General features: G+C 44.9%; 10 protein-coding genes and 1 other annotated feature. Of the genes, 2 read left to right on the top strand and 8 right to left on the bottom strand.

From position 1 onward, the window contains the following. Positions 1 to 239: 239 nt before the first annotated feature. The 4 genes from leuS to QWY16_RS06795 form a co-directional block, all read right to left on the bottom strand. The gene (leuS, locus tag QWY16_RS06810) at positions 240 to 2,651 is read right to left on the bottom strand and encodes a leucine--tRNA ligase (RefSeq protein WP_300992204.1); all 2,412 of its coding nucleotides are present in this window, start codon (positions 2,649 to 2,651) and stop codon (positions 240 to 242) included. A gap of 40 nt (positions 2,652 to 2,691) precedes the next feature. Continuing rightward, positions 2,692 to 2,897 (bottom strand) — a binding site (T-box leader). A 45-nt stretch (positions 2,898 to 2,942) separates the two neighbouring features. Continuing rightward, positions 2,943 to 3,596 (bottom strand): 3-oxoacid CoA-transferase subunit B, encoded by a 654-nt coding sequence (locus tag QWY16_RS06805; protein WP_300992202.1) that lies wholly within the window; start codon positions 3,594 to 3,596, stop codon positions 2,943 to 2,945. 17 nt (positions 3,597 to 3,613) lie between these two features. Then, the gene (locus tag QWY16_RS06800) at positions 3,614 to 4,306 is read right to left on the bottom strand and encodes a CoA transferase subunit A (protein ID WP_300992200.1); all 693 of its coding nucleotides are present in this window, start codon (positions 4,304 to 4,306) and stop codon (positions 3,614 to 3,616) included. 140 nt (positions 4,307 to 4,446) lie between these two features. Next, positions 4,447 to 5,640 carry an MDR family MFS transporter gene (locus QWY16_RS06795; protein WP_300992198.1) on the bottom strand — a complete coding sequence of 398 codons (1,194 nt, stop codon included), beginning with the start codon at positions 5,638 to 5,640 and terminating at the stop codon, positions 4,447 to 4,449. A gap of 157 nt (positions 5,641 to 5,797) precedes the next feature. On the opposite strand from QWY16_RS06795, the gene mnmL reads away from it, so the two are divergent. Further along, positions 5,798 to 6,751 carry a tRNA modification radical SAM protein MnmL/YtqA gene (gene mnmL, locus QWY16_RS06790; RefSeq protein WP_300992196.1) on the top strand — a complete coding sequence of 318 codons (954 nt, stop codon included), beginning with the start codon at positions 5,798 to 5,800 and terminating at the stop codon, positions 6,749 to 6,751. Then, positions 6,748 to 7,311, top strand: a complete 564-nt coding sequence (mnmM, locus tag QWY16_RS06785; protein ID WP_300992195.1) for a tRNA 5-(aminomethyl)-2-thiouridylate-methyltransferase MnmM — start codon at positions 6,748 to 6,750, stop codon at positions 7,309 to 7,311. Before mnmL ends, mnmM begins: the two co-directional genes overlap by 4 nt. Positions 7,312 to 7,475: 164 nt before the next feature. Here mnmM and QWY16_RS06780 read toward each other — a convergent pair whose 3' ends face one another. From QWY16_RS06780 to QWY16_RS06765, 4 genes are all read right to left on the bottom strand, one after another. After that, positions 7,476 to 8,228 carry a DUF4386 domain-containing protein gene (locus tag QWY16_RS06780; protein WP_300992193.1) on the bottom strand — a complete coding sequence of 251 codons (753 nt, stop codon included), beginning with the start codon at positions 8,226 to 8,228 and terminating at the stop codon, positions 7,476 to 7,478. A gap of 432 nt (positions 8,229 to 8,660) precedes the next feature. Further along, positions 8,661 to 9,932, bottom strand: coding sequence for a serine/threonine transporter SstT (gene sstT / locus QWY16_RS06775; protein WP_300992191.1), 1,272 nt, complete (start codon positions 9,930 to 9,932; stop codon positions 8,661 to 8,663). Positions 9,933 to 10,364: 432 nt separating this feature from the next. Then, a complete protein-coding gene (uvrA, locus tag QWY16_RS06770) occupies positions 10,365 to 12,818 on the bottom strand; it encodes an excinuclease ABC subunit UvrA (RefSeq protein WP_300992189.1) in 2,454 nt (817 codons plus the stop codon). 32 nt (positions 12,819 to 12,850) lie between these two features. Further along, complete coding sequence (locus tag QWY16_RS06765; RefSeq protein WP_300992188.1) at positions 12,851 to 13,870, bottom strand: MJ1477/TM1410 family putative glycoside hydrolase; 1,020 nt, start codon at positions 13,868 to 13,870, stop codon at positions 12,851 to 12,853. Positions 13,871 to 14,043 lie beyond the last annotated feature (173 nt).

Below are 14,043 nucleotides of genomic sequence, written 5' to 3'. Positions count from 1 at the left end.
GAACGTTGATTCTTTATGAATCCATATATCTGCGTTTATTTCATTTTATCTGCGCCCATGGAATTATATCTGCGTTCCTGACAATTTATCTGCGTTAGAAAATGTTTATCTGCGTTCAGCATGATTTTTTGGATTCAGCCGCAATTTTGAGTTCATGATCCCCTTTGCTTGCACCAGTACAAAAAAGCCTGTCCACCAGCGCTAAGCTGGTCCGGACAGGCTCTTTAAATTTCTCTTTATTACGCAATTACGACGTTTACCAATTTCCCTGGAATCGCGATCACTTTACGGATCTGTTTGCCGTCCGCCGCTTTTACGATTTGATCGTTCGCAAGCGCTGCTGCTTCCAATTGTTCTTTCGTTGAGTCTTTGGCAATAACAAGTTTCGTTCTGACTTTGCCGTTTACTTGGACAACCACTTCGATTTCGTCGTCAATCATTTTCGACTCATCGTATTGTGGCCAAGCTGCATACGTGATCGATTCTGTATGGCCCAATTTCTCCCATAGCTCTTCAGCTACGTGAGGAGCAATCGGAGACAAGAGTTTTACAAAGCCTTCTACGTATTCTTTTGGAATCGACTCTGCTTTATAGCCTTCGTTAATGAATACCATCATTTGAGAAATAGCGGTATTGAAGCGAAGCCCTTCAAAATCTTCCGTTACTTTCTTAACCGTTTGGTGATAAACTTTTTCCAATTGGCCGCCAGTTCCAGCAACGACTTTGCCGCTCAATTGCTCTTCTTCAATCAATAAGCGCCAAACACGGTCAAGGAAACGGCGAGCGCCGTCAAGGCCGTTTGTGGACCAGGCGATGGAAGCTTCAAGCGGCCCCATGAACATTTCATAAAGGCGAAGTGTGTCCGCTCCGTGGCTTTCGATGATCTGGTCAGGATTGACGACATTGCCTTTGGATTTCGACATTTTTTCGTTGCCTTCACCCAAAATCATGCCTTGGTTGAACAATTTTTGGAATGGCTCTTTCGTGGAAACCACACCGATATCGTAAAGCACTTTATGCCAGAAGCGCGCATACAATAAATGCAGAACGGCATGTTCTGCCCCGCCGATATAGACATCAACCGGAAGCCAGTGCTTCAATAGTTCCGGATCGGCCAAAACTTCGTCATTTGTTGGATCGATATAGCGCAAGTAGTACCAGCAGCTGCCTGCCCATTGCGGCATTGTATTGGTTTCCCGGCGCCCTTTCATACCTGTTTCCGGATGGACGACATGGACCCATTCCGTAATATTGGCAAGCGGTGATTCGCCTGTGCCGCTTGGTTTAATGTCAGTCGTCACTGGAAGCATCAACGGCAAGTCTTTATCTTCGACAGGTGTCATTGTGCCATCTTCCCAGTGGATAATTGGAATTGGCTCGCCCCAATAACGCTGGCGGCTGAATAACCAGTCACGAAGGCGGTACGTAATTTTCTTCTCACCAACGCCGTGCTCTTCAAGCCAGGCAATCGCTTTTTCAATCGCTTCTTTTTTATTCAATCCATTCAAGAAGCCGGAGTTGATCAATTCGCCGTCCCCTGCATAAGCTTCAGTTGAAATATCTCCTCCTGAAACCACTTCAACAATCGGCAAATCGAATTGCTTCGCGAATTCATAGTCGCGTTCGTCATGTGCTGGAACCGCCATGATGGCGCCTGTTCCATAAGTCGCAAGCACGTAGTCCGCAATCCAGACCGGCATTTTTTCACCGCTTACTGGATTAATAGCGTAAGCACCGGTGAAGACGCCGCTTTTCGATTTCGCCAAATCTGTGCGTTCCAAATCGCTTTTCGTCTTCACTTCATCAATATAAGCTTCAACCGCTTCTTTGTGGTCAGGAGTTGTTATTTCTGACACCAATTTATGTTCCGGCGCCAAAACCGCATACGTCGCACCAAAAATCGTGTCCGGGCGAGTGGTGAAGGCACGGAACGAATGGCTGTTTCCATCTATCTGGAATTCAAGTTCCGCCCCTTCCGATTTCCCGATCCAGTTGCGCTGCATGTCTTTCAAACTTTCCGGCCAGTCAAGCTCATCCAAATCTTCCAGCAACCGGTCAGCATATTCCGTGATGCGCAGCACCCATTGGCGCATTGGGCGGCGCTCTACCGGATGGCCGCCGCGTTCGGAAACACCATCGACCACTTCTTCATTGGCAAGCACTGTTCCCAGTGCCGGGCACCAGTTTACAGCCACTTCATCAACGTATGCCAATCCTTTATTGTAAAGCTGGATAAAGATCCATTGTGTCCATTTATAGTAAGATGGATCCGTTGTATTCACTTCGCGGTCCCAATCATACGAGAACCCAAGTTCCTGGATCTGGCGTTTGAATGTCGCGATGTTTTTCGCAGTGAATTCAGCCGGATCGTTTCCGGTATCAAGTGCATATTGCTCTGCAGGAAGGCCGAATGCGTCCCAGCCCATCGGGTGAAGAACGTTATAGCCTTGCATGCGCTTCATGCGGCTCAAGATATCGGTTGCGGTGTATCCTTCAGGATGCCCTACGTGAAGGCCGGCACCTGACGGATATGGGAACATATCCAAAGCGTAAAACTTTGGCTTTGAAAAATCCGTCTCCAATTTAAAGGTTTTATTTTGTTCCCAGTATTTTTGCCATTTCTTTTCAACTGTTTTGTGCTTGAATGTCATCTCTGTTCCTCCTCAAAATAAAAACTCCCGTCCCTCTTAAATAAGGGACGGGAGTTTCCCGCGGTACCACCCAAATTAGCGGCTGCCCGCTCAACTTGACTCCTTAACGCGGAAAACGGTGTATATTACTCAATTTCATATACACGGACTCCAAGGTGAGTTCGACTGTTACATTCACCGGCTTGCACCAACCGCCGGCTCTCTTGGGAATAGAAACAATCTACTGATCCTCTTCACTGTCATTTATTATTACTATTCATTCTAGCGGAGCCGCCGTTTTTTGGCAATACATTAAGAAACTTTCACATTTTCTGTATTCAACGGCGCATCGGTTGAATCGATGATGTCCTGCACGGAGAATCCTTCGAACACTTCGGACAGCACCAGGCCGTTATCGGTCACTTCGATCACCGCACGTTCCGTGATGATTTTATTGACGACGCCTTTGCCGGTCAATGGCAAGTCACATTGCTTTTTGATTTTAGGCGAACCGTCTTTTGACACATGGTCCATGATGACAATGACTTTTTTAGCGCCATGCACCAAATCCATTGCACCGCCCATGCCTTTGATCATTTTCCCTGGAATCATCCAGTTCGCCAAGTCGCCGTTTTCAGCCACTTCCATGCCGCCAAGGATGGCGACATCGATATGGCCCCCGCGGATCATTGCGAACGATTCAGCGCTTGTAAAAAAGGCAGAACCCGGGATGGTAGTAACTGTTTCCTTGCCCGCATTGATCAGATCCGGATCGACTTCTTCTTCGGTCGGATAAGGGCCGATGCCAAGCAATCCGTTTTCAGATTGCAGCACGACGCTTTTATTGTCCGAAATGAAGTTCGCTACCAATGTCGGCATACCGATGCCCAAATTGACGTAATCGCCGTCTTTAATTTCTTTTTCGGCACGTCTTGCAATTCGTTCTCTCACTAAATTTTTATCCACAGAGTTCCCGTCCTTTCTTAAACAGATCGAGTCGTTAACCGTTCAATTCGTTTTTCCTGTTTTGCCTGCAGCAAGCCTTGTACATAAATGCTTGGTGTTTGAACGTGATTTGGATCTATTTCACCGATTTCCACGATTTCCTCTACTTCTGCAATAGTGATTTTCCCTGCTGCTGCAGCCAGCGGATTAAAGTTCTGAGCCGTTTTGTTATACATCAGATTGCCCATCTTGTCGGCTTTAGCTGCACGCACCAATGCAAAATCAGCTTTTAACGCATGTTCAAGCACATATTCCTTGCCTTCGAATTCACGTATTTCTTTTCCTTCTGCAACGGTCGTGCCGACCCCTGCCGGAGTAAAGAATGCTGGAATGCCAGCTCCGCCTGCGCGCATTTTTTCTGCTAGCGTCCCTTGAGGCGTCAGTTCCACTTCAATTTCACCGGACAGCACCTGACGTTCAAACTCTTTGTTTTCACCCACATAAGAGCCGATCATCTTTTTGATCTGTTTATTTTTAAGCAATAATCCCAGTCCCCATTCATCTACGCCGCAGTTATTCGAAATAACGGTAAGGTCTGTTACTCCTTTGTCCACGAGCGCCAAGATCAATTGTTCCGGAATTCCAACCAAACCGAATCCGCCCACCATAATCGTGGCGCCGTCCTGTATTTGTTCAACTGCTTCTTGAGCAGAACCATAAATCGGTTTCATCAAAAGTGGCCTCCATTTCATTTTGCAGAATATTATTTAAATAAAGCGCTTCCTTTCTAATTTAAACAAACTCTCTCATAAAACGCAATATGAAGAGAGCCGAAAAAAGGGGTTCCCCCAATCTTCCGGCTCTAAATGGATTAATTCAAGTTTTCCTGCAGACGCTGTGCCTGTGCTTGCTTTAAGGGGCGGTCGTAAAACAAAGTTGTCACGATTGCCACTGCCACCAATAAAGTCACCAGTATAAATAATGCCGGTATGCCATATAAATCGACCATTACGCCGCCAAGCAGCGGCCCGACCATGCGCCCTCCTGTTGCGACGCTGTTGACGACTCCCTGGTAAAACCCTTCACGTCCTTTTGGAGCCAACTGATTAGCGAGCGCCGGAACTGCGGGCCAAACGAACATTTCTCCAATTGTTAATATCACCATCGCGGCAATAAACATCGAAAAATCTTGTGCGAACGCCACGACGATATACGAAACCATCATAATCAGAATACCGATAACCAATTGGCTTTTGATATTATCTTCAATTTTTTTCATGATTGGCCGAATAAACGGCTGGCCAGCCACGATCAAGAAGCCGTTCAATGACCATAAGAAGCTGTACTGCGTTAGCGTAATGCCAATTTCCTGTGTATAAGCGGAAATGGTCGACTGCCATTGCACATAGCCAATCCAACAGAGGAAATACCCGATTGAGACGATTAATAATGCATTAAAGGGTGCACGATTGCGTATTTTCTTCCCTTCATTAAATACAGAAGTATGCGATGAAGGAGAAATCGACATAGATTTAAAGCCAAACAGCGCGATAAAGAAAAACAAGATATACATCCCTAAATTTGCTGCGAATATGTAGTCAAAGCGGTAAGCCGCTAAAAAACCGGCCATCGCCGGTCCTATTGCCACGCCCACATTCTGGGCCAAGTAAATGGCATTAAAAGCTTTTCTCCCGCCCTCTGGCCACACTGTTCCGACCATGGCGTACATGCTTGGAAAGACAATTCCTCCACTAAAGCCAATAATTGTATAAAAGATGACAAACGGCAAAAACTCATGCCATAGAGTAAGCCCTGACAAAGCCAGGACGGTAACGACAATTCCGCTGATGATGGATTTATAGCCGCCAAATTTATCAAAAAGTGCTCCACCAAGCAAATTTCCGATTACGGCAGCTCCTGCGTTTGCCATTAAAACGAGTCCGGCGATCGACAAAGATTTCCCTAAATGATCATATATATATATTGCAGTCAAAGGCCATAAAAACGAATTTCCTGTTACGTTAACGAGCATTCCGATGATTAAAAGCCAGACACGTTTTGGCATCGCAATCCCTCCCTTTTTTCCAATTCCAAAAGACATTGTATTCCCTTTAAATCCTCTCTACAAGAAAAATATTTCGATTCCCGTAAAATCAGATTTTTCAGGCGTTGTAGCCTTAATTCAGGCCATGATACAATACTTTTCAGAGGAGTTGTTAGAGATGGAAACCACCTTGCCTTTTGCATCTGATGGAAAACGCTACTATACGTGGAACCGCCATTTGCGGGACCACTTCGGTTCGAAAGTGATGAAGATTGCACTCGATGCCGGCTTTGACTGCCCAAACCGTGACGGCACCGTTGCCCACGGCGGCTGCACGTTTTGCAGCGTAGCGGGATCCGGTGATTTTGCCGGCGACCGGATCGATTCGATTGCCGTCCAGTTTGAAAAAATCAAAACAAAAATGCACCGCAAATGGAAAGACGGCAAATACATGGCCTACTTCCAAGCTTATACCAATACCCATGCCCCGCTTCCCGTCATCAAAGAAAAATTTGAAGCGGCGCTCGAACAGGAAAACGTTGTCGGGCTCAGTATTGCAACTCGTCCCGACTGCCTGCCGGATGATGTCGTCGATTATTTGGCAGAGCTGAACGAGCGCACTTACCTTTGGGTGGAACTCGGTCTGCAAACTGTCCATGAAAGGACAGCATTGCTTGTCAACAGAGCACATGATTTCGAAGCGTATGTGGAAGGAGTGGCCAAACTTCGTAAGCGCGGCATCCGTGTCTGCACGCATATCATAAACGGTCTGCCGCTTGAAGATCGCAGCATGATGCTCGAAACTGCACGGGAAGTGGCTAAACTGGATGTCCAGGGAATTAAAATCCACTTGCTTCACCTGCTGAAAGGAACGCCGATGGTGAAGCAATATGAAAAAGGGATGGTTGAATTTCTGGGCAAGGAAGAGTACATCCAGCTAGTCGCTGACCAACTCGAAGTACTGCCGCCGGAAATGGTCGTCCAGCGCATTACAGGAGACGGCCCGATTGATTTGATGATTGGCCCAATGTGGAGCGCCAATAAATGGGACGTGCTGAATGGCATCGACGCAGAATTGGAAGCACGCAATAGCTGGCAAGGAAAATTATTTACGGAGCGTGGTGAAATATGACGCTGCAGCGAGTCCTGCCTTTTACAAAAAGCTTATTGGAACAAACGGTCCGCCGGGGAGATATCGTCATTGACGCAACTGCCGGGAATGGACACGACACATATTTTCTTGCCGGGTTGACCGGTGAAAGCGGCAAGGTTTTCGCTTTTGATATCCAGCAAGAGGCAATCGATGCTACACGAAAGCGCACGGAAGAATTTACGCATGTCGAACTGATCCATGACAGCCATGCAAAAATCAGCGAGTATGTAGCGGAACCGATTGCAGCAGCTGTCTTTAATCTGGGTTACTTGCCAAAAGGCGACCATAGAATCATCACAAAAGCCCAAAGCACCTTGGGGGCAATGGAGCAATGTTTAAGCCTTCTGAAAGAACAGGGGCTGCTGCTTGTCGTCATTTACAGCGGCCACGACGGCGGCAGCGAAGAACGGGATGCCGTCATGGAATTTGTCCAGGACTTGCCACAGGTTTCTTATGACGTATTAAAATACGAGTTTATCAACCAGCGCCATTCGCCGCCATTTTTGGTGGCGATCGAGAAAAAGAAAAAGAAGAAATAAAAGAAGAGCAGTCGGCTTTTAATTAAGCCAGCTGCTCTCTTTTGTGTTTTCAAATCTGCGTACTGATGGATAAAAATGAATTTCTGAAAAGCCCTGATATGTTAGCTGCTGCCCTTTCACTGGCATTTCAAATTAAGGTCCCCCTGTTTTATGGTCGCCGGCTTTCATGGATTAACTCCTTCTTCATAGCTAGCTTTCGTCGGCTCCATTTTTGAGATTTTCTTTCCTTTTGCCAATAGCCATATGGCTAATGCTAGTTCCCCTATTATTCCAAGAAAGAATGGCACCAGAACAAATATAGTTTCGTATTCGATGTAGTTGGCAACCAATAAAAAGGCAAAGTTATCGAACAGATAGCCTAGCCCTGCCAGCATCACCAATATTCCAATGATTTTGGACATGAACGCTGATTTAAAAACCAAATATCCGAGAAGGAGTAAATGAAAGCCCAAAAAAACGAGTCCAATGAATCCACCATGATAAATAGCATCCATTAAGAATATCACCTGTGCATGGAACTGGTTTGTTTCCAGCACCTCCAAGTAGATTTCTTGCTGAATCAACTGCAACAAACTTAAATAATTAAAAATAGATGCTGCTAAAGTAGCGGTGTAGATCAGCCTAAACAATACCGCCAGCAAGGCAAGGCTCTTATCTACCTGTCTTAATAAGGTATAAAGTGCCCAAGCTACGACTACCTCCAAAACAATCACGAGGGTGAAAACTGCAATTCCTAAACGGAATAACAAGTCATTCGCAGTAATGCTAGTTACAGTTGCTGCTGCATCTCCTGGTATAAATAAGCTTCCGAACACGAACATATTGAGAATTAAGGTGGTTAGAATTACTATCAGCAATCCAAGTCCAGCGACTCTTGCATAAAAAAGATGTGATTTTTCGGCAATAATGCTTGTCATTTTGATCTCTCCAATTTTTTTGAATTCAACAATTGACAAAGCAATAAAAAACAGTTGTTTTATGCACCGATGTTTTTAACACCCCATATAATGCCACTAAACTTTAAAACTTCCGCGACTTCCGGTAATAAGGAATACAAAGTTTTGGATTTAGGAAATCTTCGGCTCACCTTCTTTATAAACAGAATTTTCTGAATTATTTTTTAATTTAACACTATACCTAAAAGGTATAATTGGCAATATTAATTAACTTTTTTTTCGTAAACATCTACAACTGTTCGTAAAGGTGTCCAACCACTTTGCGGACATCCGCCGTTTCTCAAATGCTTTCGCGAAGACACCCTAAAAAAGCAAAAAATAAGAGGGCAGCCAGCTTGATCCCAAGCTGGTTGCCCTCTTTGATTTTCATTTAATTTTGATTGCTAAATTAGTTTAACTTTCCACCAGGTCTTCCGAAGGTTTTTGGATATCGAACGCTTTATTGATAGCCACTGCTTCTCCTTCTTGCAGACGCTTCTTATATTCAGCCGTTGCTGTGAAAAGGACGTCTGTTGAAGAGTTAAGTGATGTTTCAAATGAATCTTGCAATACCCCAATGATGAACCCTACACCTACGACTTGCATCGCTACATCATTCGGAATTCCAAATAAGCTACACGCTAATGGAATCAGCAGCAGTGAACCACCAGCAACGCCAGAAGCCCCGCATGCACAGATAGCTGCCAGTACGCTCAGGATAATAGCGGTAGGAATGTCCACTTGGATGCCAAGTGTATGCACTGCAGCAAGAGTCAGAACAGAAATCGTAACTGCCGCTCCTGCCATATTAACCGTAGCACCTAATGGAATGGATACTGAATAAGTGTCTTTATCCAAACCTAGTTTTTCACATAATGTCATATTCACAGGAATATTCGCTGCCGAGCTGCGTGTAAAGAAGGCAGTAATGCCGCTTTCTCGTAAACATCTAAATACAAGCGGATATGGGTTTTTGCGGATGTTTATATAGACAATCAGTGGATTGACCACAAGAGCTACAAAAAGCATACAGCCAATCAAAAGAGCAAGCAATTTTCCATAGCTTAACAGCGACTCAAGGCCGTTTGCCGTAATCGACTCAATTACTAGACCCATGATACCAAGTGGCGCAAGTTTAATGACCCAGCCGACCAATTTGGCAACAGCATCAGAGAAATTTGTGATTAAGGTTTTTGTTGTATCAGCGGCATTTCTTAATGCCAGCCCAAGGACAATTGCCCAAGCTAAAATGCCGATATAGTTCGCATTGATAAGAGCGTTGGCCGGATTATCGACAACGTTCAATACCAAGGTTTTGATTACTTCAATTGCACTTCCAGGAGCCGCCAGATCTTCAGCGCCCTGAGTAAGGCTTATACTTACCGGGAATATAAAACTAGCGATTACGGCTATTAATCCCGCTAAAAACGTTCCTAATAGGTAAAGGAAGACGATTGATTTCATATTGGTTTGCTGGCCCTTTTTGTGCTGGGCAATCGATGCCATAACCAAAAACAGCACTAATACCGGAGCGATTGCTTTCAATGCTCCTACAAATAATGCCCCGAAAATGGTTAAAGATTTTGCTGCTTCCGGAACCGAAACAGCCAAGATAATCCCAACAATCAAGCCAATCAAGATTTGCTTTACGATACTTAAGCGATTCCACATTTTTAACACTTTCATTAATATTCCCCCTGTTAATTTCTCTTGATGCTACACCCCAACAGTTAATGTGTAAATTATTTCTTGTGACACGGAACCTCCTTGTACAGCAGGAAATTTTAAATCTAACCCCTTCTATACCTAGAAAAGAACGAATTAAACAAAAATTTCATAAAATCAATTTTTAATTTACCACGGTTTGGGTAATATAGCTATTGTTTTTTCTCTCCTCTTTTAACTTTTTGATTTTTCGGAACTTTTTTAACAGGATTTCCTAAAAAAGATAGATAATGATCAAAACATCTCCAAAATTGTTAAAAGCACTATTACTTTCCTCTTTTCACGTCCATTCTATGTGCAAAGGAGTTTGCGCAGGAATAATCTGAAAATCCGTTTATAATCATTGCAGAGCTACCTGTATTTATTTGGAACCGGAAAAAATGCACTTTCATCTTAAACTTTCAAATACGCCCCTGTATAAGAAGCCGCATTTTTGGCGACTTGTTCCGGCGTCCCTTCCGCTACGATGAACCCTCCAGCTTCTCCGCCTACCGGTCCCAAGTCGATAATCCAATCGGTTTCCTGGATCATTTCCGTATTGTGCTCGACAATGATGACCGTATTGCCGGCATCAACCAATTTATTGAGCAATAAGAGCAGCTGTTTGACGTCATTCGGATGCAAGCCGGTCGATGGCTCGTCAAGAATATATAAAGTTTGCCCTTTCGCCGGTTTGTTTAATTCCTTGGCGAGTTTCAGCCGTTGAGCTTCCCCGCCAGACAAAGTTGTAAGCGTCTGGCCCCATTTCAAATAACCAAGGCCCACTTCGAGAAGTAAACTTATCGTCGCCATCACTTTCTTATTCTCTAAAAACAGCGGCATGCTTTCTTCAATGCTGAGGTCCAGAATGCTTGAAATGGAATGCCCTTGATACGTCACTTCCAGGACTTCTTCTTTAAAACGTTTCCCGCTGCATACCGGACACATCACTTCCAGATCCGGCAGGAAATGCATATTGACAAAGACATATCCCATTCCTTGGCAATGCTCACAGCGCCCGCCTTCCGTATTGAAAGAGAAATGCTTAGCGGTCAGCTGCCGCTTTACCGATTCCGGCAGTTTGGCGAAAAGAGTCCGGAATAAAGTATAGACTTCCGTATACGTAGCGACATTGGACCGCTGCATTCTGCTCAGCGCGGATTGGTCAACGGTCACGATCCGGCCAATCGCTTCCATCCCTTCAATTCGGCTATATCCTTCTTTTATATGGTCTTCTTCCGCGCTTGCTGCCAAGACATCAAAAAGAAGCGAAGATTTCCCTGATCCGGATACACCCGTTACAGCGATAAAACAGCCGAGCGGAAATGAAACGGTGACGTTTTTCAAATTGTTTTTGACAGCGTTATAGACTGTGATTTCTTGGCCATTGCCGGCTCTTCTCTTCTGCTTCGGATGATACGTTTCTTTTAGGTATGCCCCGGTTACCGATTGTTCCTGGCTCATCAAGGATTCCAACGTGCCTTGCCCGACGATTTCACCGCCCCGCATTCCTGCTCCTGGGCCAATGTCAATAATCCAATCAGCGTGTTCCATCACATCCACGTCATGTTCAATCACCAGCACCGTATTGTCGAGATCCCGCAATTGCTTCAAGACTTTTAAGAGTCCTTCAGTGTCTTTTGGGTGAAGGCCCGCAGTCGGCTCATCAAGGATGTAAAGGACCCCGGACAAGGCAGATCCAAGAATGGTTGCCAACCGGAGACGCTGCGATTCTCCGCCCGATAACGTGACCGATTGCCGGTCCATGGACAAATAGCCGAGTCCGACACTGACAATCCGCTCGATTTTCACTTTCAATTCAAAAACAAGTGATCTGGCAATGGAACCTTCCCTGTCTTCTAATTCCTTTGCGATTTCCTGGATCCATCCAAGGATTTCATCCAGCGGTATCCGGGAAACTTCAGAGATCGGCTTGCTGGCCACCAACACTTGCCGGCTTTCTTTTTTCAGTTTTTCGCCCTGGCATTCCGGACAGGTTTGATGATAAAAATAGACGGCCTCGTTTGAAACGCCTTCTCTTTCTCTGTACCTCCTCCACATCGCTGTCAATATCCCTTCAAACTTCCCTTTATTGGTTGTTTTTGGAGGTGCTATGTCCGGAAAATGTCTCTTAAACTGCTCGCTTTCCACTCCGTAATACAGCAAGTCCCGCTGTTCCGGGCTATAATCTTTTAACGGCATATCTGCATCAAACTCAAAACCATAATGTTTAGCAGCCGCTTTTAACACGAGTCCGTAATAATCATTCAAATTTTGAAACCAGATTCTGACTGCTCCCGTATTCAAGCTCCGTTCTTCGTCAAATACCAGCTCTTTCCGGATGCTCAATGTCTTTCCTAAACCCAGACAAGTTTCACAAGCCCCTTCCAAAGTATTGAATGAAAAATGGGCTTTGTTCAGGTTTTTCATCTGAAAACCACAGTTCGGACACGGCATCACCAGACTTTCTTCGTCCAAATCGGCTGGCTTTTTTACCATGGCACGGCAATTCGGACATTCCCGCTCTCCTAATTTTTCATAAATGACTCTTAAGTACGTATACATATCCGTAACCGTTCCTACAGTCGAGCGGGGATTGCGGTTGGTCGTCGTATTCTGGCTGACCCCGACAGACGGCGACAACCCCATAATCGATCCAACTTTTGGTTTATTGATAAAATTCGTTGTCATGCCGTTCATTTCAAAATATTGCCGCTGGCTTTCCCGCTGGAGAATATCAATTGCCAATGTCGATTTTCCGGAGCCAGATGGACCTGTAATCACCACAAACTTGTTTTTGGGAATATTCACGGAGATGTTTTTCAAATTGTTTTCTGCAGCTTCTTTAATTTGAATAAAGTCTGTCATGCCTTCTCCTCCTCAACAGAAATCGCTAAATTTTAATGTCCTCCATTACCGTGTTCTTCATGAGAAATCTGCTTGTCCAATTCCCGGTCCATCATAGCCGGAAAACAGAAAAAGTCTTTTTCGGCACAGCGCTTCTTATAATCCTCGATTCGCATGCGGTCGTCGGGGTCCATTGATTCCGTCAACACATAATCGATTGAAAGAACTTCCTTTCCTGCATCTCTGACCATCTCCAAATAAGGAAGACGTTCTTTCACATCGCCGCTTTTTTCTGCTTCATCATACCAAAGATCTTCCGCCCCTATTCCATCAATGGCAGTTAAATATGAACCGTCATCATAATCAAAGATGCTTTCGGCGTTTTGCGGAAACACTTGAAAATCAGGAGAACTTTCTTTGGCCTCTGCTGAAATCCGCTTTACCAAATTCATCATCCGTTCTGCAGCCTCCTTCTCATTTTGCGGGTCCGCAGCAAGATGCGGTTCGTGTAAATAAGTCGCTTTATCTCCCCAATAAAAATAAGCGTCAACTATGTCCAGGTATAGGCCATCAAAACCGGCACCTTTGATTTTATCCAGTTCTGGCTCTAATATGTTCCACCAATGTTCGTCCCAATATCGCACTTTTACGCTTTCTGGCCAGTCCGGATTCGGCTTACGGCCAATCCACTCAGGTGCATCTTCTGCTACATTTATTATGCCTTCTTCTTCAACACCCCATGCCGTCTGCCAATAAGGCAAATAAGCACTTGCTTCCCCTATGCTGAGATACGCCAAAACTGTCGTGCCGCTCGCTTTAATTTTATCTATTTGTTCTTTTGTGAAGCGCGTTTTCCCATCGACCGTTGGATCGATGACCGCAATTTCATAACCGCTATCGGCAATTTGAACCGGATTGGTATTTTGCAGCTGATAAAGCCAAGTCTTTTGAATGGTTATTTCTCCTCTAGCTGTTTGGCTCTGAGTGTTTTCTTCTCGCTCCACCGAACAACCGGCAGCAGCTAAAAAGAGCAGCAATCCGAAACAGGAAACAATTTTAACTCTACCCAACATGCTGATCCCCTCCCGCAGCGATTTTCTCTATCAAAACTTAGGTATCTCCTTGCAGACAGAGCATTTCCCTCATGCTGCACTTCTTTTTGATTTATTATAATTCCAGGTCTCGCTTTTATACAAATCGCCGCGGTTAATTTTTCCAGCGCATAATTGCCGAAAAGAAGGGTAAA

Origin of the sequence: Planococcus shenhongbingii (assembly GCF_030413635.1) — a bacterium.
GTDB lineage: Bacteria > Bacillota > Bacilli > Bacillales_A > Planococcaceae > Planococcus > Planococcus shenhongbingii.
Note: the sequence above shows the minus strand (reverse complement) of the source record. Positions and strands in the feature narration are given on the sequence as shown.